Consider the following 20,492-nt stretch of genomic DNA (forward strand, 5'->3'; position numbering starts at 1 on the left):
TGTAATTGCCTGTTTCATAACTAGTTATACGTATCTGTTGCGTATTGTTTCTATTTCCCTCCGGCCATATCGACCGTGCTTAGCGTTTGGATTGAGATAGGGCTGTAGGCATTGTCGATGCGAAGCAGGGGCTTGCGGGGGTTGGGTTCGTAGTCGAAAACGGCCTTGTTCACAAACTTGCCCAGACTCTCGCGCAGGGCGTCGGGCACCAGAATGTCGGCGTAGGTGTTGCGAACGTCGTAGCGAAAATCGTCGAGGCGGCGGGGCAGCAGCAGAATATCGGTGCGGGTGGCGGCCACGGTCAGGGCCGAGAGGTCGGCGTCGGGGCGGAGGGTCAGCTTGCCGTAGCGGCATTGCAGGTTGGCGTTGCCGCTCAGCCCCCGCAGCAGCACGTTGGCCTTGTCGGTTTTCAGCGTTAGCTGCCCAGCCGTGTTCACCCCGTCCAGATCGCCATAGGCCGACGTGGCCGTGGTTTTGCCGGTTAAGTTGTTGATCGTCAGCTTACCGAATTCGTATTTCACCACCACCTCGCCACCCAGATCGCTCAAATCCAGATCGCCAAAGCTCGACGTGATGCCCAGGGCGCAACGTTGCGGCACCAACAGTTCTAGCGACACACTCAATGCGCTCTGAACCTTACCCGCCGTTTGTGGAATGGTGTAGCGGTTAGTGAGTTCGCCGGTGCCGCTTTTTGTGCGGACATCGTAGCCCAGGTAGTCCACTTCGCGCTCGGCCACCGCCCGGTCGGGGTGCTTGGCCACAAACCTGATCTTCAGCGAAATGCCTGGCTTGTTCCACCCTTTCACGCTTACGTCGGCCTTATTAGCATTGATTATCAGCCGACTAATGTCCGTTAACTCTCGTTCTACGGTTTTGCTCACTACCTGTACTTTGGTTTGGGCAAGGGTGTATTGGGTGAAGAAGAGGAGGCGCAAAAGCCAGGTACCAGCCAGTTTATATCTCGAAAAGCGGTTCATATACGGAGTATTCTGACTAATTCTTTGGTCACGTCGGCGCGTTCGTTCTCAATGCGTATCTGGGCTTTTACCAGATCGGGGTCTTCGCCAAAAACGGTCAACTGCTTGTCGATCTGTATTTTACGAACATCGAGGTCGGCCAATTGCTGGCGAAGATCCTGCACTTGTGGCTTTTTGCAGGCTACTACCTGTTGCTCGCAAGCCTGGTTGATAAAGGCTTCCAAGTGCTCATCGGCGGAGCGGTCGGTGGCGGTTTCCGACACGGTTACGGGAGCCGTTTCCACGCTGTAGGCCACGGTAATGGTTTCGGCGGAATGCCCATTTTGGTAGAACCAGTAGCCCCCCAATAGACACAGTACTACCGACGCCGCGGCCGCCCATTGGCCCCGGCTAAACATAATATGTCGGGGTTGACTCCTGCCCGGCAACGGCATGACCACCGTTTCCGGGGCAGGTTCTGGCGTCAGTTTTGCCGAAAGGGCATCCCACATATCGGTGCGGGGCTCATGCTGTGGTAGGTTCGCCAGGCCCCGGTCAAGGGTTTCTTCGGCAGTTAATTGGATGTCAATCCGCGACCATACATCGGCTTCTGGACTGTGCTGAGGCAGTTTTTTCAGCAAAAGGTCCAGGGCAGTTTCGGCCCGGAGGTCTTGCAGGCGGGGGTCGGCCTCCAGGCGGTCCCACGCGTCGAGCTGGGGTTCGTGCTCGGGCAGTTGGTTTATCGCGTCAGGCCAGTTCATGGAGTTTCTGTTTCAATAGTTTCCGGGCGTAGCTCACCTGCGACTTCACGGTGCCCTCGGCTACGGTCAGCATTTGGGCAATTTCGCGGTGGGCATAGCCCTCTACTTCGGCCAGCAAAAAGATGGTCCGGCACCCGGCGGGCAAGGCCCGGATAGCCGCTTCGAGTTGTTCGCCCAGCAGGTGATCAGGCACCGAAACGGGTTGGTCGTGCAAATCGGCGCGGATGGTTTCGAACCGGGCTTCAAACCGCACAATCCGCAGCGCCTGCCGCACCATAATGGTCTTCACCCACGCCCCCAGCGACGACGTGCCCCGGAAGTCGGCCAGGTGCCGGAACACCTCCACAAACCCGTCCTGAAGGGCATCGTTGGCCAGATCATAGTCGGTCACGATCCGCCAGACGGTGCTGAACATGGCCCGTTTGTAGCGCTCAAACAGCTCGCGCTGTGCCGTGCGCTGCTCGGCCGGGCTTTCCGGGGTCAGGCAGCGGGCCACCAGGGCGCGTTCGTAGGGGTCGGGCGTGTAGTTCACGAGGGTTGCAGATTGCGTAAAATACCACCAACTATTTGAAGGCATAGCCCAGCGATACGCCCGCCCAGGCCGGTTGGAAACCCGTATCGCTAATCATGGGGGTCCAGTCGAGGCGGAACACCACACCGTTGCGAATGGGCTGTACCCGAAGGCCCGCGTTCAGTGTGCCCAGCACCCCGAAGTTGCTGTTTTGGACGAACTCGTTGTTGGTCTGGTATTTCGTAGCCGACAGGTAGATGGGCGTAACGCCCGCCCCCATCTCGAAGGCCACACGTCCTTTGCCAACGAGGTAATTTAGCAATATGGGCATGGTGACCACTCCCAACCGGGCTGGTGAGGTAGTGCCGTTGTTGTTGGTAGCCGTGGCTGCCACGCTCAACCCACCCACGCCAATACGCATGCCGAGGCCATCTTGCGTATTCCGAAACCGAAAATCGTAATTAACGCTGAGCAGCAAACCACTGCCCAGCCCTTCCAAATAAACGGCTTTGTTGCGCCCTCCCAACGACCCCTGCGCCATTCCGCGAATGGTACACAGACAAAACAAACTTATCAACAAGCAGATACAGGTTTTCATAACGCACAATTGAGTTGGTAAATGGTTGATTTACCCCAATGTGCAACAGGCCTGGCAAAAGGTTGGAAAGGGCTACGAAAAAGTTTACATGGGGCTGGTCAAGCCGAAGCGTCGGACCGTCCCAGATCTTGACCAGCATCGGCAAGTTGTCAAACTTTCTCAGTCACACGCGTGGCCAAGTACGCTAGAATAGGGGCGGCTACTTCTTCGGGGTGGTAGACAAGGTTGAAATGGTCGCCAGCGGTTTCGTGGTAGGGTTCGTCGGGGAAGCGCAGCACGTTGTCGGGGCGGGTGTGGATGCGCACGTCGGAGGGGGCGGGGGGCACGGCAGGTTTGGCCATCAGCACACGGAGTTGCTGGTATATGAACCGTTTAGGTTGCGCCATCAGGTTGCCAACCAGGCTTTTGTGAAGCGTTCGCGATTGATCGAAGGGGTATTTTTTCAGAGCATAGTTTGCCATCCCCTGGCTTTGCACTACCCCCCAGCTAACCAGGTATTTCAGCAACCCCACATGCCGGGTGGGTGTGACGATCTTGGCCGGGTTAGTATATGACGAAATGAGTACGGCCCCGCAGCCCGTTTGTGCTTTCAGATTAGCCGCAATGTAGCCGCCCATAGAATGCCCAATAACCACGTCGGTGGCTGTAATCTGGTATGTTTTAGCCAGATACGCCGCCAGCGACGATACGTTAACCGTCTGATCGTCAGGGTTCCATCGCGCAAAATCGTCCTGGAGGTTCAGCTTCAGCACGTTGTTGGTGGGTAGGAGCGGAGCCAGTTGATCAAAGATGCTGGGGTCTTCTACGTAGCCGTGGATATAGATCAGGCGGGGCGAGTCGAGAGTCATGAGAGAGTTTATTGTTGCCTGAATATAATGCTGTGTTCATTATGGCACCGAGGTTTAACGCACTGGTAATGATGCTCTAATACGCAGATCATATGAAAAATCGATGTTTGCAGTAGAGAAAACGGACTATGCAACGCCGGACACTACTAAAAGGAATTGGGGCTGGACTAGCCACCGCTACGGCCACCCCGCTACTGGCTTCGGCCCGCCCAATAGCCACCCTTCCAACCCGCTCTTTGCGGATTGCCCACCTCACCGACGTACACATGCAGCCTGTTGTGGGGGCCGCCAAAGGCCTTGCCCGCTGTTTGCACCACGCCCAAAACCTGCCCGATAAGCCTGACCTGATCATCAATGGCGGCGACGCTATCATGGAAGCTCACGGCCGGGGGCGGGGCAGCGTAGAACGCCAGTGGAGCCTGTTCAACGAAGTACTGACCGCCGACAACAGCCTGCCGATACTGAGTTGCGTGGGAAACCATGACCTCTGGTGCCGCGAAGAAACCGCCGCTGCCTTGGCCGACGGCCGACGATGGGCCATGGATAACCTGAAACTGGCCAAACCCTACTACAGCCTTGATCAAAACGGCTGGCATCTGATCATCCTCGACAGTGTGCAGGCCAACCCCGACGGCAGTTGGTACACGGCCCACCTCGACGAAGCCCAGTTCGACTGGCTGAAGCAAGACCTCGCCGCCACCCCAGCCACCACGCCGATACTCATCGTCTCGCACGTCCCCATTTTGGCGGCGTGCGTTTTTTTTGATGGCAAGCGCTACGAAGGCCAAACCTGGAACGTGCCCGGTCGTTGGATGCACACCGACGCCCGCCAACTGGTTGATCTGTTTGCCAAATACCCTAATGTGAAGGCCTGCCTCAGCGGCCACATCCATCTTACCGACCGCGTAGATTACAACGGCGTGAGCTACTACTGCAACGGGGCCGTGAGCGGGGCGTGGTGGTTTGGGGCCTACCAGCACACCCACGCGGGTTATGCCGTAGTGGATTTGTTTGACGACGGCACGGTGCGAAATGACTATGTGCGGTATTAATGTACAATGCACAATGGGCTGACGCGAACATGCTCTTGCGTCAGCCCATTGTACGTTATTTCCCCCAGGCCTTAATCAACACCGAAACTAACCCGCCAACAGACACTACCAGTAGCACGATCACGGCGATTTGGGAGGTGGCGTCCTGGTTGGGGTTGTCGAGCAGGGTGCGGATGTGGTGGGCTTCGGCACCTGTCCAGATGGCCAGGAGCGTGCGGGGTACCATACCCAGAAAACCACCCAGCAGAATATTACGCAAACTGGCCCCCGACAGCGAAAAAACCATGTTGGTGAGCGAGAACGGCAGGGCAGGCGAGAGCTTGGCGAAGAAAATAAACTTCAGTTCCTGTTCCCGAATGCGGGTCAGAATACGGGCGGCCTTAGGGTTTTCCTCGATCATGCGTCGCACCCGGTCGTTATCCAGACGGCGCACCACCAGGTTGACCAGCAGAATGGCTAACATGTTGATAATGAACAGCGGCAGTGTAGCGCGCCAGCCAATAAAGTAGCCAAAGATGAGTGCTAGGGGCGTGGGTAACATGAGGGCAAAGGCGCAACCCAGGCTGCAAACGGCCGTTGACAGTGCCCAGTCGGAGGTGGTAAACTGAGCAATTTGGGCTTCGTGGGTCACGGCATAATAGGTGATCCACGAACTCATCAGCAGCGGCGTCACCGATAGAACAAGCCCCAACAGGGCCGGGCCAGTGAAAATGTTGCGTAGCGAATTGGTCATTGGTTAATCAAACTTTTCATCTGGGGTCTTGTTTTAACCTAATTCATATAGACTAACTCAACCACCAACGTTATGGCTGCATCTTCAGCACTTTCAGACGGCGCTCAACAGGCCGACATGGTTTCCAACGAAAACGCCGAGGCGATGTTCGGTGCCGATCAGGCGGAAACAAATATGGTTAAACTCGTTGATGGTAAACTGACGCCCATTGGCGATACCGAAGACGACGTAATGGACGAACAACTCCAAAATCGCTATGGCAGCGACGAAGAGCGGGCACTTCAAAACCCCCCAACCGAAGGGCAAAAGACCTACGAAAATTCGGAAGCGGCCCTGCGCGTGGGCAACGCCATTGACCCGGAGGCCGACACGTTCCAGGACGACCCCATTGCCGATGCCGACCTGACGCAGGATCAGCAAAGTGAAACTACCGATACGGGCTACGCTCTCGATGAGTCGTCGGAGGGTAATGCCCCGGCCAATACGGCTTCGCAGAACGACAGCACACCTAACGATCGGGTGCAGGCCAACGGCGCAGACCAGACGCAGACCTTCAGCGGGCTGCCCACAGCCGACATGATGCCCCCGCAGCCTACCACGCCCGACCCAAATTACCCTATGCCCGGTGGCCCCGAAACGCCGCCTACGCCACCCTCGCCCGGTCCCGAAATCCCTACATTGCCCGGTTCTCCTTCGCCCGACAAGCCGGAGATTACTGATCCTACCGAGCCAGACCGTTCGCACGAAATCAACGGGGGCAGCAACAGCGTAGGGCAGGCAAAATATCCCAACAAGGCTCCACTGGGCTTTGGCTATTATGGCCTGGGCGGGTTTGCCCAGCAGGGTAGCGTCACCAAAACATCAACGATGTCGGTAGCGCAAAATGTAGAGCCATCAACAGACGACGTGCAGCCTGGTGAGGCTGTACCGGGTACGCAGTACGTAAATATGTCGAACGGACTGGACGACGAAGGTATGGATGCCAAGCCCGATACTGGTACGTCGGACCTGCCCTACAACATTGATAGCCATCGGCCTACCCAGGACCACCAAGAAGGTGAACGCCCTGAGGAGAAGCGTGAGGCAGAAGCTATGCCCCGCGAACTGGTCGATGAGAGTACGATTGAAGCCCAAAATATGCTGTCGCCCACGGGCGAAGCCTACGACGCTACTCCCCGCTCAGACGTAAAATCGACCGATGGGCTGGATCGTAAATACAATGATCCCGCCGCCGCCCGCGATATGGCATCGTGATAGGTAAAGGAGTTTTCACATCGGATTGTCTTTCTACGGAAAAAGCAATTCCATGAAAAAGACCTTGTTAATGGTTGGGCTGCTAATGTCAGCCACAGTGGCGCTGACTAGCTTCAACTACAGTCTCGGCCAAAAGGAGAAATGGACCAACCTCTTCGACGGTAAAACGATCACGGGTTGGCACAGCTACCACAAAACCGGCGTGGTAGGCTGGATGATGGACGGTGATGCCGTCACCTCCGACGGCACCGGCGGCGACCTGGTGACCGACAAAGAGTACGAAAACTTCGATCTGGAGTTTGAGTTCAAAATACCCCAGGGCAGCAACAGCGGAGTGATATATAAAGTCCAGGACCGCCCCGACATCATCAGTACCTATATGTCAGGCCCTGAGTATCAGGTCATTGACGACAGAGGTTACGAGTGGAAAGATAAAGACGGTAAGCTCCTGAATCTGGCTAAGACCCAGCTCACCGGTGCCGACTACGACATGTATGAGCCAATGGATCTGAACTTGATCAAGCCCGTTGGCGAGTGGAACAAAGGCCGGATTGTGGTGAACAACAACCACGTAGAGCACTACCTGAACGGTAAGAAAGTGGTTGAGTACGAATACGGTAGCGATGCCTGGAAAGCGCAGGTAGCCAAAAGCAAATTTGCTAAGTGGCCCTACGCCACTCCCCATGCCAAAGGATGTATTGCCCTTCAGTGCCACAGCCCAAAAGAAAAAGCCTGGTACCGGAATGTGCGGATAAAAGAAATTTAGTGGTAAGTGATGAGCGGTAAGTGGTGAGTTTGCTTACGCCAGCATACTTGCTCTGGCGTAAGCAAACTCACCACTTACCGCTCATCACTTACCACTATTTATTTGCTCTGCTTCGCAGCCACATATCGGCCAGGACCAGTGCGGCCATGGCTTCTACAATGGGCACAGCGCGGGGTACTACGCAGGGGTCATGGCGACCTTTGCCGCTGACAACCACCGCATTACCGGCCGAATCGACGCTGTCTTGATCCTGCATGATCGTGGCGACGGGCTTGAAGGCGGTGCGGAAATAAATCGTTTCGCCGTTGGAAATGCCACCCTGAATACCGCCCGACTGATTCGTCTTGGTGCGTACTTGGCCCGCTTCATCGGTATAAAACTCATCGTTGTGTTCAGAGCCGTATTGCTCGGCCCCGGCGAAACCACTGCCATATTCAAACCCCTTCACGGCGTTGATACTCAGCATGGCCTTGCCTAGTTCGGCGTGGAGCTTGTCGAAAACGGGTTCGCCCCAGCCCGCGGGTACGCCCGTGATCACGCAGTCGACCATGCCGCCGATGCTATCGCCTTTTTTGCGGGTCTCGTCAATGAGGGCAAACATCCGTTCAGCCGTTTCGGGGTCGGGGCAGCGCACGGCGTTTTCTTCGGCCACGGCCAAATCCATGTCGGCGTAGCTTTTTTCGAGCTTCAGCTTCCCCACCTGCGACACATAGGCCTGAATATGAACGCCTTGGCCCTGCAAGAGCAGCTTGGCTACGGCCCCCGCCGCTACCCGCGCCGCCGTTTCCCGTGCCGACGACCGACCGCCACCCCGATAGTCGCGGGTGCCATATTTGGCTTGATAAGTATAGTCGGCATGGCTGGGCCGGAACTGCTGGGCAATGTGGCCGTAGTCTTTGCTGCGCTGATCGGTATTGCGAATCACGAGCGCAATGGGCGTGCCTTGCGTAACGCCCTCAAACACACCACTCAGCACCTCAAACTCGTCGGCCTCGCGGCGTTGCGTGGTAATGCGCGACTGTCCCGGCTTGCGCCGGTCGAGGTCGTGCTGAATAAAGTCGGTGTCGAAAGTCAGGCCCGCTGGGCACCCGTCGATGATGACGCCAATACCCGCCCCGTGCGATTCGCCGAAGGTGGAAATCTTAAATAGTGTACCGTAGGTGCTGCTCATAGATGCTGGACGTTGGATATTGGATGTTGGATGCTGGACAATACGAACGGGGATTCATCCCCAAGAGCGCACCATCCAATATCTGATGTCCAACATCCAACGTCATTTCCTTGCGTAGACATAGATCGTTCCCAGGATCATCAGGACAATCAGGACGTTAGCCAATGACCGCACCAGCACCGGCATGTTGATAGACTGTTTGGTGCTGTCGGTTTGTTCGAGGCCGGAATAAATTGAACTGCGCCCGTTGGTAGTTATAGTGTCGGTGGGAACAATACCGGTGGTGAGACTATCGCCGGGGTTGATCACGTTGAGCACCGTTTGGGGCCGAAGGGTGTCGTAGCGTGCGGTTTGGGGGTCGAAATAAACCCAGAAAAACCGGTTTGCCAACGCCAACGTGCCTTTTTGCTTCGGAATCAGGAAATACCGAAACCGTTTGTAGCCACTTACCTGCTCGTCGGTGCGGCCAATTTGCTCCTGCATGGTGGGCGGAAACACCTCCAGGTCGGGAGCCTGTCGGGTGGTTTCGAGGGTGGGTTGGGTGGGTGCCTGAATACCCGCAATCTGCCCGCGCCCGTCAATCCTGATGTCGAACCGAAGACTCTGCCCCACCAGCACCCGCCGCCGGTCTACCTCGTCGACCAGCCGGAACTGCCCTACCGATACCCGTTCGCGGAGGGGGTGGGGTGGCAGCGGTTTAATGTTAACGTCGACGGGTAGGCTGGTCAGGGTTAAGGGTTCAGCCGAGGTTACGGAATGTGGCGGCGTGGTGGCCGTGGCGGGCGTTACTTTCACACTGCTTCGGGTAAGCGCCAGCTGTAGAGGGGGCATATGAATCGTGCGGGTCGCCGTATTCTGGCCGCTTAAGGGGAAAAACGTGGCCCGGTAGAGTACGTATTGAATATAGCGGCGGCCAGCGTAGGTGATAGGGTGGGGGGTAAGCTCGCTGATGTTGTCATTTTCTTCCCAGGCGTTTACGGGTCGCAGCTGCCGCGCCATCGCTTCCACCTGCGGGGCCAACTTGTCGAAGCGAAGCTCGTAGGGATAATTTTCGGCCACATAAACAGCCACGGTAATTCGTAATCCCTCACCCACAAATACATCTGACTGGCTTACTGACGTAATGAGCAGCGCCGAGTTCTTGTCTACTTTCGCCGCCAGCACCGAAGCCGAGACGGGTGGCGTGACGGCCCTGACTGTCAGCGTTGTACCTGCCGAGCGTACTGTCTGTCCGTTCACGTTGATGACAAAAGGAGCTACTCTCAACGTACCCGGGCGGGTAGCCGCGTAAGTTTGCGTAACCACCTGATTGATCACTTCGCGGCCATTGACCTCAGTCCGGGTAGCACTGGTAGACGTGCCTTGCTTGGTCAGGCCGGGGATGTCGGGAAAGGTAATGGTGGGGCGGTTTTCGGCCTGCGGAATGATGACCGAAATGGTGAATGACCGTTCGATCAGAAATTCAGTAGCCGAAAGCTCGATAACTGGCAATGACTCAGCAGTTTGAGCGAAAATCAGTCGATTTTCACAAAAATATAATGCAAGAACAGCTATGAATATTGCAACACTTCGATACATTTGTCAGTAACAAATTTGAAAGTCCTCCGTTACAATGATAACGGTCCGTTATCAGTTTCTATCCTCTTACCACGCCGAACACATAGGCCTTTAACCATTAACGAATGCGGTATGGCTTCCATGCTCGAGTACGTAAAAACGATTCTTCAGAAAGTTAGTTTCGACCGGCAGTTGTTTGAGAAGGAGTTGCGTAAAGCCCTCCAAGAGCTAGTCGAAGACGAGGTAAAACAGCTTAAAGCCTGGTGCTATGCCCAGTTTGGGCGCATGTACCGGGTGGTACTCAATCGCTGTTTTAGACGCACACGGTTCGCGTAATCAGTTGTTTCAGAACAAGTCTTCACAACGCCCTTCTTTAACCGGAAGGGCGTTTTTTATGGCTGACATTCTGGCAGAAAAAGGCCCCGGCAGCAACTCTGGGCCAATTCTTGACCTCACCTAATCTGTTGAACTACGGGCATTATCCGTTAATTTTGTAAAAAAAGTAACGTCCGAGTCGGGCCTCGCCAACGTCAGGTAAACCGACCAGTCTTATAACGAATGAGCAATTTCATCACCAAGAGTATAGCCAAACTGTTCGGCACCAAGTCGCAGCGGGATTTGAAAGAACTGCTGCCCTACGTTGACAGGATCAACGCCGAATTTGACCGGTTAAAAGACCTGTCGAATGACGAACTGCGGGCTTTTTCACAGCAGCTTCGCGCTCAGATCGACAGCGAACTACAGGGCTTCGACGATCAGATTGCCGACCTACGCAATCAGGTGGCAGAAAACCCCGATATGGACGTCGATCATAAGCAAACGCTGTTTAACGAAGTAGACAGGCTTGAAAAAGACCGCAACACCGACCTTGAACGCGTGTTACTGGCCCTGCTTCCACAGGCGTTTGCCGTGGTGAAAGAAACCGCCCGCCGTTTTGCCCAGAATGAGTTCCTGGAAGTGACGGCCACCGCTCTGGACCGTGAACTGGCCATTCGGAAGAAAAACGTGCGCATAGACGGGGACAAGGCCTATTGGGCCAACACTTGGGATGCCGCCGGGGTGCCTATCAAATGGGACATGGTCCATTACGACGTGCAGTTGCTGGGCGGCGTGGTCTTGCACCAGGGTAAAATTGCCGAAATGGCCACGGGCGAAGGTAAAACGCTGGTGTCTACCCTGCCTTCGTTCCTCAACGCACTGGGTGGGCGCGGGGTGCATATCGTGACCGTCAACGATTATCTGGCCAAGCGTGACTCGGAATGGAACGGGCCGCTGTTTGAGTTTCACGGTCTGCGCGTTGACTGCATCGACAAGCACCAGCCCAACTCCGAGCAGCGCAAGAACGCCTATATGGCCGATATCATTTACGGTACCAACAATGAATTCGGCTTCGACTACCTCCGCGACAACATGGCCCGCACGCCCGACGAACTCGTGCAGCGGAAACACCACTACGCCATGGTCGATGAGGTTGACTCCGTCCTGATCGACGATGCTCGTACGCCTCTGATTATCAGCGGACCCGTGCCCCGTGGCGATGAGCAGGATTACGCCGAACTGAAGCCCCGCGTGGCCCGTGTGGTAGATGTGCAGCGGCGGCTGGTGAACGATTTTCTGATTGAAGCCAAGAGAAAGCTGAACGCCAACATTGACGATAAAGAAGGCGGTTTGGCCTTGTTCCGGGCGCACCGGGGCCTGCCCAAACTGAAGCCGCTGATCAAGTTTTTGAGCGAAAATGGCATCCGGCAGGTGCTCCAGAAAACGGAGTCGATCTACCTGGCCGAAAACCAGAAGCTCATGCCCGAAGCCGACGCGCCGCTGTACTTTACCATCGACGAGCGGAACAACAGCATCGACCTGACCGAAAAAGGCATCGACTACATCACGGGCGGCGGTGAAGACCCCAATTTCTTTATTCTGCCCGACTTGTCTATCGATATCAACGCAATTGATAAAAGCACCGAGTTTACAGAGCAGGAGAAAATTCTGCACAAGGAATCGCTCATCCGCGATTACTCGGTAAAAACACAACGGATTAACACCGTAAACCAGCTGCTGAAGGCCTATTGCCTCTTTGAGCGTGACGTGGAATACATCATCGAAGAAGGTAAGGTGAAAATTGTGGATGAGCAAACGGGCCGGGTGATGGAAGGCCGTCGGTGGTCGGACGGCCTACACCAGGCCGTGGAGGCGAAGGAGAACGTAAAGGTGGAGGATGCCACCCAGACCTACGCTACCATTACGCTCCAGAACTACTTCCGCATGTACCACAAGCTGGCGGGCATGACGGGTACGGCCGAAACCGAGGCATCGGAGTTCTGGCAGATCTACAAACTCGACGTGGTGGCTATTCCGACCAACCGTAACATCAGCCGGAAAGACGAGGAAGACAAAGTGTACCGGTCGGTGCGTGAGAAATACAACGCCGTGGTTGACGAGATCGTAGACCTGGTGGGCAAAGGCCGTCCGGTGCTGGTGGGTACCACGTCGGTGGAAAACTCGGAACTACTGAGCCGGATGCTGGGCCTGCGCAAAATTCAGCACCAGGTACTAAACGCCAAATACCATCAGCGCGAAGCCGAAATTGTGGCCGAAGCTGGTAAGCCCGGCACTGTGACTATTGCCACCAACATGGCCGGTCGGGGTACGGATATTAAACTGACGCCCGAATCGAAAGCGGCGGGTGGTCTGGCCATTATTGGCACGGAACGCCACGAGTCGCGGCGCGTTGACCGGCAGTTGCGCGGTCGGGCGGGTCGGCAGGGTGATCCGGGCACGTCGCAGTTTTTTGTGTCGTTGGAAGACAGCCTGATGCGGTTGTTCGGCTCGGAGCGCATTGCCAAACTCATGGATCGGATGGGTCTGGAAGAAGGCGAAGTGATTCAGCACTCGATGATTACGAACTCGATTGAACGGGCGCAGAAGAAAGTGGAAGAAAACAACTTCGGTGTACGGAAACGACTGCTCGAATACGACGACGTGATGAACTACCAGCGCACGGCCATCTACGACCGCCGCCGCAACGCCCTCTTTGGCGAGCGCCTGCCGCTGGATATTGCCAACACGACCTACGACGTAGTGGAAGAAATTGTGGACAATGCCGAAGGCGATGTAGAAACAATCAAGCTGCGCCTGCTGACCACACTGGGGCTCGACACCACACTGACGCAGACCGACATCACGAAAACGAAAAAGGCCGATCTGGTACAGCGCCTCTACGCCGAAGCGGAACAATCGTACCAGGCCAAGAACCACGCCATTGCCGAAAAAATTGCGCCGGTGCTGACGCAAGTGTTTCAGGATCAGGGTCATCAGATCAAGAACATCGTAGTGCCCTTCACCGACGGCATGCACGAGCTGCAAGTGGTAACAGACCTGATCAAAGCCGTAGACACCAATGGCCGAGAGGTAGTACGTGAAATGGAAAAGTCGGTAACGCTGTCGCTGATTGACCAGGAGTGGAAAGAACACCTCCGCGAAATGGACGACCTGAAGCAATCGGTGCAGAACGCCGTTTTCGAGCAGAAAGACCCATTACTGGTTTACAAGTTCGAGTCGGTAGAACTGTTCAAGCGGTTCCTCAATAAGGTCAACTTCGACACGATCAGCTTCCTGACCAAAGCGGATTTGCCCGCTCAGCAGGAAGAGGAAATCCAGCAGGAGATTCAGGCCGCCCCGGTTCAGCGCCGCCCTGCGCCACAGCCGGAGTTGCATACCAACATGGAAGACTTCGACGATGACCATTTGGCCAGTGGCCCGGAGGAATACCGCCGCCGGATGGCCATGAACGATCAGATGGGAGCCGGTGCCCCCCCCATGCCGAAGCAGATGCCCGTGCGAGCTACCAAAATTGACCGCAACGCCCGCGTGAACGTGCAATATCTTGACGGCACGGTGAAGAAAGACGTGAAATACAAAAGCATCGAAAACGACCTTATGAATGGTAAAGCGATGCTGGTGGAGTAGCATTTTTTAAACTTCATAGATTTAGTAAAGAAACGGCCCCGATTCATAAGAGTCGGGGCCGTTTCTTTATTGCTTATGTCGCTATGCACTGGTAGTAATTCCTTCTTCATCCAGATACGCGCCGATGTTAATGGCCACACCCGGTATAATCTCGATGGGTTGATGCCACTCTTTATACTCGACGGCATCGATACCTTTTTCGAAAACCAGTACCTGTTTCAGGTCGGAAACGACCCAAACAACGCGCTGTACGCCAAAGGCGAACAGTTGCCCTGTTTTCCGGAACACATAAGAGATTTCACCCTCGGTTTGTAGTTCAACCCGTACATCGACTTCAATGGCTACCAGCGGTGGCACATCGACACACTTCACGTTAATGCGGTCGTTAGTCAATACGTCACGGTCGTAAATCATCACGTCGCAAGCCAGATTTTCGTTGGGGCCAAGATGCAAGCCGGGTTCGCTCGTCAGCATCCGGTATTTTTTTCGGTCAATTTGGCTAAATAGAAAACCATTGATGAAACTGACAATAAAAGCCTGTAGGCCACTCGATCCCATGATTTCGGCGGGGGTTTTGCGTTTTTTTACTACGTCGGTATAGCCCTTCCGATAATAGGTTCGTCCGCCCCACTGCTCATAAATCAGCTCGGGATGCGGGCGGCGTGCGGTGCGGGTTGGCTTGTTGAGGACCGTCATACGATTGTCATTTAGAATCCCCAAATTAACTTAGAACTATCAGAATAACGTGGACTACAGTTAGTAAAGGTTCCTGTCGTCCGCTTCTTAGCTAATAAGGCCACAACTCCGTTCTTTTCTGTAGATTTGATAATACGATTTCAACATAACCCAGCACCCTTTGCATGGAAGCCATCTTTGCCACTGACCACACCCGCGAGCTTGTTCCACGCATCCGCGAGTTTATTCATACCCACCTGGTACCCCTCGAAACGGGCGAATACCTGACGGGCAATTTCTCGAAAGTGGCCGCCATTCTTGACCAAAAACGCGAATTGGTGCGTCAGGCGGGGCTTTGGGGGCTGCAACACAGTATCGACGAAGGGGGACTGGGTCTAACCCTCTGCGAATTTGGGCAGGTGAGCGAGGTGCTGGCTACCAGTCCGTTTGGGCATTACACATTCAACTGCCAGGCCCCCGACATTGGCAACATGGAGCTGATGCACAAATACGCCTCGGACGACATCAAAAGGCAGTATCTGGAACCGCTGAAGGAGGGCCATATCCGGTCATGTTTTTCCATGACCGAACCCGAATTTGCCGGCTCGAACCCTACGCAAATGGGCACCTTAGCCGTGCGTGACGGCGACGAATGGGTGATTAACGGCCACAAATGGTTTACATCATCAGCCGACGGGGCCGCGTTTGCCGTGGTCATGGCCGTAACCAACCCCGACGCCGCGCCCCACAAAAGGGCCAGCATGATTGTGGTGCCAACCGACAACCCCGGTTTTGAACTGGTGCGCAACATCAGCATCATGGGCGACCCGTCTGACCACTGGGGTAGCCACGCCGAAGTGCGCTATACTAACTGCCGCGTACCCTACAGCAACCTCATTGGCGGCGAAGGTATGGGCTTTATGCTGGCGCAGGAACGCCTGGGACCGGGTCGCATTCACCACTGTATGCGCTGGATCGGCATTGCCGAACGCTCGTTTGAACTCATGTGTCGCCGGGCGGCTACGCGTGAAGTCGAGCCGGGTATGATGCTGGGCGAGAAGCAGTTTATTCAGGGCTTCATTGCCGAAAGCCGGGCCGAAATTGATGCCTCGCGCCTGATGGTCCTCCGCACGGCCCACAACATCGACGAGCAGGGAGCCGCCGCCGTCCGCAACGAGATTTCGGCCATCAAATTCTTCGTGGCCAATATGGTGCTGCGGGTGGTTGACCGGGCCATTCAAACTTTCGGAGCTATGGGCATCACCGACGACGTGCTGCTAGCCTGGTACTACCGCCACGAACGCGGTGCTCGGATTTACGACGGTGCCGACGAGGTACACAAAACAGCTCTGGCGCGGAGCATTCTGAAAAATTACGGCCTCGATACGCGGAAAAACAAAGCCGCTGATGTTGTTAGGTCATAAACTAATTGAATCATGACTATTCAAATAGATGTAAACGACGACGTTCTTCGCCAACTTGGTGAGGAACGTCTTAGGCAGATGATACAAGATAAAGTCCATGCTGAAGAGTTTAGACTAGCTGCCGATAGTATTAAGCAGGATATGGATATAGCTGCGAATCAAGGTGTTGATTGGAACAACGAGTTCGATAGGGCACGTCAGGATGCTTGGGAAGAATACAAGCAGAAACGTAATTGGCAATGAACGAATACGTCATTGATGCCAATGTAATTTTCAGCGCAGTTATTCGACAAAAGGAAATCTACGAGTCTCTTCTTGAGCAGTGCGTCTTCTATACGCCCGATTTTGCCCTAAACGAAATTCAACGCTACCGGGAAGTAATTCTCAAAAAAACCAGACAAAATCCAGATCGACTCAGAACGTTCTCAATTGAGTTTTTTAGAAAGGTTGTTATACTTCCTGATTACGTAATCAGCAATGCTTCACTACGAAATGCAGTTGATCTATGCGCTGACATTGACCCTAAAGACACCGTTTATGTGGCTTTGTCGGTAGAATTACAGTTACCTCTTTTAACTACAGATAAGCCATTGATAGCTGGATTGCAAGCTAAATCGTTTGATCTGATACGCCCTTTTGATGACCTTGTCAGGTAAATACTTGGCTGATTCATGACTATCCAACAAGATGCCCCAAACCCTGTACGGGCGGGCGAAGAACTAAACATAGCTGCGCTTGAGGCGTACCTCCCCATTGGCCCTATTACGCAGGTGATGCAGTTTCCGGGGGGGTATTCCAACCTGACGTATCTGCTGGTTTGCGACAAAAAACAGTATGTATTACGTCGTCCGCCGGTGGGGGCCAAGGCCATCAAGGGCGGGCACGACATGGGGCGCGAGTTTCGGGTACTGAGTCTGTTACAACAGGCCGGTTATGCCAAAATTCCCCAGCCCGTGGCTTATTGCGAAGACGAAAGCGTGATTGGTTGCCCGTTTTACGTTATGGAGCGCGTACCGGGTGTGATCCTGCGCGCGCAGTCGGCACCAAAGCTGGGGTTGTCTGAACCCACCATGCGCAGGTTGTCTGAGGCCCTGGTCGATACGCTGGTGGAACTGCACGCCCTGCCCGTACAACCCGACCTGGTGCAACTGGGCAAACCCGACGGGTATGTGCAGCGGCAGGTAGAAGGCTGGCACAAGCGTTACCTCGCCGCCCAAACCGACGACCTTCCGGCTATGAATGAACTGGCCCGTTACCTTACCGACAACCTACCTGCCCAGACCTCTGACGTAACGCTGCTCCACAACGATTTCAAATACGACAACGTGGTCATGGATGCCGAACTGACCAGGCTGCGTGAACAACCCATCCGGGCCGTCCTGGACTGGGAAATGTGTACCGTGGGAGACCCACTCATGGATGTAGGCACGAGCCTTTCTTACTGGGCCGAGGCCGCTGATGATCCGTTTCGTAAGTCGTTCAACCTGACGTGGTTGCCGGGTAACCTCACCCGCCATGAATTTGCCCAACGCTACGCCGACCGGTCGGGGCGCGACGTAAGCAACATCTTGTATTATTACGTCTTCGGGCTGTTTAAAAATGCCGTGGTGATCCAGCAGATTTATGGCCGCTACAAACAGGGACTGACCAAAGACGAGCGTTTTTCGGGTTTGCTGGCGGGCGTACAGGCACTATCGGGTGTAGGAGTGCAGGCCGTAGAAACGGGGCAATTATAACCCTAACTTCTTTTCTATCAGTAAGATAAACAGGTGGATTACCTTAATGTGGACCTCCTGAATACGGTCGGCATAGCCGAAATGGGCAACGCGAATCTCTACGTCGGCCTGTCCGGCTAGTTTGCCGCCGTCTTTGCCCGTGAGCAACACTACCTTCATACTTTTGGCGCGGGCGGCTTCCACGGCCCGGATAATATTGGCCGAGTTTCCGCTGGTACTCAGGCCCAACAGCACGTCGCCAGGTTGGCCGAGGCCCTCGATAAAACGTGAGAAAATGTGATCGAAGCCGTAGTCGTTGCCCACGCACGAGATATGGCTGGTGTCGGAAACAGCAATGGCGGCCAACGAACGGCGGTCGTTGCGGTAGCGGCCCGACAACTCTTCGGCAAAGTGCATGGCGTCGCAGTGGGAGCCGCCATTGCCGCACGAGATGATCTTTCGGTTATTGGTCAACGTCCCGGCCATCAGTTCAGCCGCCGCATCGATAGCCGTCAAGTTAGCTTCGTTAGCCAGAAATTTATCCAGAACCGTCTGTGCTTCAAGTAGTTCGGCGCGAATCAGGTTGGTCATGAAAGGAAGGGAGGAAAGGGGGAAAAGGAGGAAGGGAAGAAAGGAGTGCCGACGCTTTAGCCCTCATGCCTCCTTTCTTCCCTTCCTCCTTCCCTCCATTTTTAAAACACCCAACTCCGGTAGGGGGCGTTCCAGCGGATGGCAAAGTTAAAGACGTTGGTGTTGTAGGAGTCGGGGATGTATTGGCTGCTTTGCTGGCGGTTTAGGAAACGGCCTTCCAGAAATAGGTTGTGCTTGAGCATGTAAGTCAGCCGTACATCTGAATAAGTCGTGATCTGCTTACGCCCCTGCCCAACAAAATTGTCATAGTTGCGCAGACGGTCTTCATAGTCGAGTAGCAAGTTGCTACCATAGTTGCGGTTAGGTGGGTCTGTGCCTCTCATCATCACGCCAAAGGTGCCATGGACGGTCAGGCGCTGTCGTTGAAAACGCAACGTGCCCAGCCCTTCCATAAAATTGGCCCCCAGGGGTGAGGCCAGGGGTTGGTTGTAATGTACGTAGTTGGTCTGCCCCGACTTGTGCGAGTACGTATAGGGCCGGGCAATGTTGAATTCACCTTGAATGTCGAGGTTGGGAATGCCCGCCACGTCGATGTATTTGAGGCCCAACTGCCCGGCAAATTTGTTCGTCCACGAGCCGTTTGCCGCCCGGATCTCCTTGATCAAAAATTCGTCGAGCATTAGTTGGCCATAGAACAGAAAATGCTGCGCAGCGTTGACTTTCAAGTCGATACCCACAAAAGCGTTGTCGGCGCTACCCCGCGACGACTCCACGTAGCGGTACAGAATCACCGGATTGAGGTAGTTTATATCAAACCGGTCACGGCTGAATACTTCGGCTTCAAACAGGCCAATGTTCACCCGCTTGCTCAGGTTTACACTGAGGTGGTGCATGGCCGTAAATTTCTGCGGAAACAGGTTAATGCCCGACAGCACCACCTGTCCATTCTGCAACTCGGAAAAGAGGTTGGTATACTGGAACCGCTTGCCAAAGCGGGTCGAAAATTTCAGAAATAGATACGGGGCCGAGTTGTCAGACAAGAGCAGCGAACGCAGGCCATTTCCAAAGAAGTTACGGTCGTGGCCAAACTGAATGTTAATGATTTTCAAGGCATTGACCGTGATGTAGCCCCGTGCCTCGATGAAGTCAGCCGCGCCATTGAAGGTCTTTACGACGCCCTGACCAGGTGCGAAACCGCCGCCATAGAGCGAGTAAGTCTGACCGTAGTCCTGAACGTATTTTGGATAAACCACTTGGTTATCAGCAAAATAGCTGTAGAAACCCAGCTTTTGGCCGATGCTGCCACGCACTTCCACGCCCCGCGTGTTGGTGTATAGCGACGTTGACAAAGCCTGGTCTTTACCATAGCCCACATAGACCACGGGATTGATGTGCAGGTCGAACTCGTTGTTCTTGACGCTGAAGAAGTCCGACTTTTTCCGGAAAAAATAGCCCAGTAGAGGCCGTTGGCTGTCGCCAGGTTCGTCGTAGCGGAGAATCACGGGTTGGGTGGCCGTAGAGTCGGTAGAGCGACCAAAGGCCACGGCCACGGGCGGAAACATGGCCCGCACGGGCTGCGGCGATGCCCATTCCCAGCTGTCGTCGCGGAGGTAATTGATGTTGAATTTATCGGTTTTCGACAGCGACACACCCACGCCGTAGTCATCGGTCCCGGTTTCGAGGGTGTCGATCAGCTGCATGATTGCCTGACGGTTATAGGGCTTCACGGTGCTGTGAAACTTGTCGGCCCAACGCCCCTGCCGGATTTCGTAGCGGTCAATAAGGTTGTAATAATCCTGATTCAGGGGAACAAACGAACTTTGGGCCTGCCCCAGCGTGGAAAGCAACAGCAGGCAAGCTAGACAATACAAATAGCGCATAGATACTCGACGAAAAATCGGACGGTGGCAGTTA

20 protein-coding genes are annotated in these 20,492 nt (G+C 54.8%); 9 read left to right on the forward strand and 11 right to left on the reverse strand.

What is annotated here, in order from left to right; translation table 11 throughout:
• Positions 1 to 50: 50 nt before the first annotated feature.
• From J2I48_RS17610 to J2I48_RS17630, 5 genes are all read right to left on the reverse strand, one after another.
• Complete coding sequence (locus J2I48_RS17610; protein ID WP_207336798.1) at positions 51 to 977, reverse strand: DUF4097 family beta strand repeat-containing protein; 927 nt, start codon at positions 975 to 977, stop codon at positions 51 to 53.
• Positions 974 to 1,717, reverse strand: coding sequence for a hypothetical protein (locus J2I48_RS17615; protein WP_207336799.1), 744 nt, complete (start codon positions 1,715 to 1,717; stop codon positions 974 to 976). Before J2I48_RS17615 ends, J2I48_RS17610 begins: the two co-directional genes overlap by 4 nt.
• Positions 1,704 to 2,249, reverse strand: a complete 546-nt coding sequence (locus tag J2I48_RS17620) for an RNA polymerase sigma factor (protein ID WP_310587286.1) — start codon at positions 2,247 to 2,249, stop codon at positions 1,704 to 1,706. The genes J2I48_RS17615 and J2I48_RS17620 overlap by 14 nt, the downstream gene beginning before the upstream one ends.
• Positions 2,250 to 2,280: 31 nt before the next feature.
• The gene (locus J2I48_RS17625) at positions 2,281 to 2,826 is read right to left on the reverse strand and encodes a hypothetical protein (RefSeq protein WP_207336801.1); all 546 of its coding nucleotides are present in this window, start codon (positions 2,824 to 2,826) and stop codon (positions 2,281 to 2,283) included.
• A 149-nt stretch (positions 2,827 to 2,975) separates the two neighbouring features.
• Complete coding sequence (locus tag J2I48_RS17630; protein ID WP_207336802.1) at positions 2,976 to 3,674, reverse strand: alpha/beta hydrolase; 699 nt, start codon at positions 3,672 to 3,674, stop codon at positions 2,976 to 2,978.
• A 128-nt stretch (positions 3,675 to 3,802) separates the two neighbouring features.
• On the opposite strand from J2I48_RS17630, the gene J2I48_RS17635 reads away from it, so the two are divergent.
• The gene (locus J2I48_RS17635; RefSeq protein ID WP_207336803.1) at positions 3,803 to 4,726 is read left to right on the forward strand and encodes a metallophosphoesterase family protein; all 924 of its coding nucleotides are present in this window, start codon (positions 3,803 to 3,805) and stop codon (positions 4,724 to 4,726) included.
• A gap of 55 nt (positions 4,727 to 4,781) precedes the next feature.
• On the opposite strand, the gene J2I48_RS17640 is transcribed toward J2I48_RS17635, so the two are convergent.
• Positions 4,782 to 5,459, reverse strand: coding sequence for a TVP38/TMEM64 family protein (locus J2I48_RS17640; protein ID WP_207336804.1), 678 nt, complete (start codon positions 5,457 to 5,459; stop codon positions 4,782 to 4,784).
• Between the two features lie 72 nt (positions 5,460 to 5,531).
• Here J2I48_RS17640 and J2I48_RS17645 point away from each other — a divergent pair, with 72 nt between their 5' ends.
• Positions 5,532 to 6,713 carry a hypothetical protein gene (locus tag J2I48_RS17645; protein WP_207336805.1) on the forward strand — a complete coding sequence of 394 codons (1,182 nt, stop codon included), beginning with the start codon at positions 5,532 to 5,534 and terminating at the stop codon, positions 6,711 to 6,713.
• Positions 6,714 to 6,765: 52 nt separating this feature from the next.
• Positions 6,766 to 7,479: a 3-keto-disaccharide hydrolase gene (locus J2I48_RS17650; RefSeq protein ID WP_207336806.1), complete on the forward strand. Its 714-nt coding sequence runs from the start codon at positions 6,766 to 6,768 to the stop codon at positions 7,477 to 7,479.
• A gap of 94 nt (positions 7,480 to 7,573) precedes the next feature.
• Here J2I48_RS17650 and aroC read toward each other — a convergent pair whose 3' ends face one another.
• Both aroC and J2I48_RS17660 read right to left on the reverse strand, forming a co-directional pair.
• Positions 7,574 to 8,650: a chorismate synthase gene (aroC, locus tag J2I48_RS17655; protein WP_207336807.1), complete on the reverse strand. Its 1,077-nt coding sequence runs from the start codon at positions 8,648 to 8,650 to the stop codon at positions 7,574 to 7,576.
• A gap of 102 nt (positions 8,651 to 8,752) precedes the next feature.
• Positions 8,753 to 10,141, reverse strand: a complete 1,389-nt coding sequence (locus tag J2I48_RS17660) for a BatD family protein (RefSeq protein ID WP_207336808.1) — start codon at positions 10,139 to 10,141, stop codon at positions 8,753 to 8,755.
• A gap of 198 nt (positions 10,142 to 10,339) precedes the next feature.
• Here J2I48_RS17660 and J2I48_RS17665 point away from each other — a divergent pair, with 198 nt between their 5' ends.
• Positions 10,340 to 10,543, forward strand: a complete 204-nt coding sequence (locus J2I48_RS17665) for a hypothetical protein (protein ID WP_207336809.1) — start codon at positions 10,340 to 10,342, stop codon at positions 10,541 to 10,543.
• A gap of 222 nt (positions 10,544 to 10,765) precedes the next feature.
• Positions 10,766 to 14,173: a preprotein translocase subunit SecA gene (secA, locus tag J2I48_RS17670; RefSeq protein ID WP_207336810.1), complete on the forward strand. Its 3,408-nt coding sequence runs from the start codon at positions 10,766 to 10,768 to the stop codon at positions 14,171 to 14,173.
• A gap of 81 nt (positions 14,174 to 14,254) precedes the next feature.
• Here secA and J2I48_RS17675 read toward each other — a convergent pair whose 3' ends face one another.
• Positions 14,255 to 14,869 carry a PDDEXK family nuclease gene (locus J2I48_RS17675; RefSeq protein ID WP_207336811.1) on the reverse strand — a complete coding sequence of 205 codons (615 nt, stop codon included), beginning with the start codon at positions 14,867 to 14,869 and terminating at the stop codon, positions 14,255 to 14,257.
• A gap of 164 nt (positions 14,870 to 15,033) precedes the next feature.
• Here J2I48_RS17675 and J2I48_RS17680 point away from each other — a divergent pair, with 164 nt between their 5' ends.
• The 4 genes from J2I48_RS17680 to J2I48_RS17695 are packed head-to-tail and all read left to right on the forward strand — an operon-like array spanning position 15,034 to position 18,008.
• Complete coding sequence (locus J2I48_RS17680; protein ID WP_207336812.1) at positions 15,034 to 16,272, forward strand: acyl-CoA dehydrogenase family protein; 1,239 nt, start codon at positions 15,034 to 15,036, stop codon at positions 16,270 to 16,272.
• A gap of 12 nt (positions 16,273 to 16,284) precedes the next feature.
• Complete coding sequence (locus J2I48_RS17685) at positions 16,285 to 16,515, forward strand: hypothetical protein (RefSeq protein ID WP_207336813.1); 231 nt, start codon at positions 16,285 to 16,287, stop codon at positions 16,513 to 16,515.
• A complete protein-coding gene (locus J2I48_RS17690) occupies positions 16,512 to 16,928 on the forward strand; it encodes a PIN domain-containing protein (protein ID WP_207336814.1) in 417 nt (138 codons plus the stop codon). Before J2I48_RS17685 ends, J2I48_RS17690 begins: the two co-directional genes overlap by 4 nt.
• 15 nt (positions 16,929 to 16,943) lie before the next feature.
• Positions 16,944 to 18,008 (forward strand): phosphotransferase family protein, encoded by a 1,065-nt coding sequence (locus J2I48_RS17695; protein ID WP_207336815.1) that lies wholly within the window; start codon positions 16,944 to 16,946, stop codon positions 18,006 to 18,008.
• Here the strand turns inward: J2I48_RS17695 and lpcA are convergent.
• Together lpcA and J2I48_RS17705 are read right to left on the reverse strand one after the other, a co-directional pair.
• A complete protein-coding gene (gene lpcA, locus J2I48_RS17700; RefSeq protein WP_207336816.1) occupies positions 18,003 to 18,578 on the reverse strand; it encodes a D-sedoheptulose 7-phosphate isomerase in 576 nt (191 codons plus the stop codon). The two genes, J2I48_RS17695 and lpcA, sit on opposite strands and share 6 nt — an antisense overlap.
• 101 nt (positions 18,579 to 18,679) lie before the next feature.
• Complete coding sequence (locus J2I48_RS17705; RefSeq protein ID WP_207336817.1) at positions 18,680 to 20,458, reverse strand: hypothetical protein; 1,779 nt, start codon at positions 20,456 to 20,458, stop codon at positions 18,680 to 18,682.
• Between the last annotated feature and the right edge of the window lie 34 nt (positions 20,459 to 20,492).

Source organism: Fibrella aquatilis, from assembly GCF_017353255.1.
Classification (GTDB): Bacteria; Bacteroidota; Bacteroidia; order Cytophagales; family Spirosomataceae; genus Fibrella; species Fibrella aquatilis.

Excerpts from the sequence above, each read along its gene's own strand:
- J2I48_RS17610 (WP_207336798.1), bottom strand. The coding sequence starts at position 977 with ATGAACCGCTTTTCGAGATATAAACTGGCTGGTACCTGGCTTTTGCGC.
- J2I48_RS17615 (WP_207336799.1), bottom strand. The coding sequence starts at position 1,717 with ATGAACTGGCCTGACGCGATAAACCAACTGCCCGAGCACGAACCCCAG.
- J2I48_RS17625 (WP_207336801.1), bottom strand. The coding sequence starts at position 2,826 with ATGAAAACCTGTATCTGCTTGTTGATAAGTTTGTTTTGTCTGTGTACC.
- J2I48_RS17630 (WP_207336802.1), bottom strand. The coding sequence starts at position 3,674 with ATGACTCTCGACTCGCCCCGCCTGATCTATATCCACGGCTACGTAGAA.
- J2I48_RS17635 (WP_207336803.1), top strand. The coding sequence starts at position 3,803 with ATGCAACGCCGGACACTACTAAAAGGAATTGGGGCTGGACTAGCCACC.
- J2I48_RS17640 (WP_207336804.1), bottom strand. The coding sequence starts at position 5,459 with ATGACCAATTCGCTACGCAACATTTTCACTGGCCCGGCCCTGTTGGGG.
- J2I48_RS17645 (WP_207336805.1), top strand. The coding sequence starts at position 5,532 with ATGGCTGCATCTTCAGCACTTTCAGACGGCGCTCAACAGGCCGACATG.
- J2I48_RS17650 (WP_207336806.1), top strand. The coding sequence starts at position 6,766 with ATGAAAAAGACCTTGTTAATGGTTGGGCTGCTAATGTCAGCCACAGTG.
- aroC (WP_207336807.1), bottom strand. The coding sequence starts at position 8,650 with ATGAGCAGCACCTACGGTACACTATTTAAGATTTCCACCTTCGGCGAA.
- J2I48_RS17665 (WP_207336809.1), top strand. The coding sequence starts at position 10,340 with ATGGCTTCCATGCTCGAGTACGTAAAAACGATTCTTCAGAAAGTTAGT.
- secA (WP_207336810.1), top strand. The coding sequence starts at position 10,766 with ATGAGCAATTTCATCACCAAGAGTATAGCCAAACTGTTCGGCACCAAG.
- J2I48_RS17675 (WP_207336811.1), bottom strand. The coding sequence starts at position 14,869 with ATGACGGTCCTCAACAAGCCAACCCGCACCGCACGCCGCCCGCATCCC.
- J2I48_RS17680 (WP_207336812.1), top strand. The coding sequence starts at position 15,034 with ATGGAAGCCATCTTTGCCACTGACCACACCCGCGAGCTTGTTCCACGC.
- J2I48_RS17685 (WP_207336813.1), top strand. The coding sequence starts at position 16,285 with ATGACTATTCAAATAGATGTAAACGACGACGTTCTTCGCCAACTTGGT.
- J2I48_RS17690 (WP_207336814.1), top strand. The coding sequence starts at position 16,512 with ATGAACGAATACGTCATTGATGCCAATGTAATTTTCAGCGCAGTTATT.
- J2I48_RS17695 (WP_207336815.1), top strand. The coding sequence starts at position 16,944 with ATGACTATCCAACAAGATGCCCCAAACCCTGTACGGGCGGGCGAAGAA.
- lpcA (WP_207336816.1), bottom strand. The coding sequence starts at position 18,578 with ATGACCAACCTGATTCGCGCCGAACTACTTGAAGCACAGACGGTTCTG.
- J2I48_RS17705 (WP_207336817.1), bottom strand. The coding sequence starts at position 20,458 with ATGCGCTATTTGTATTGTCTAGCTTGCCTGCTGTTGCTTTCCACGCTG.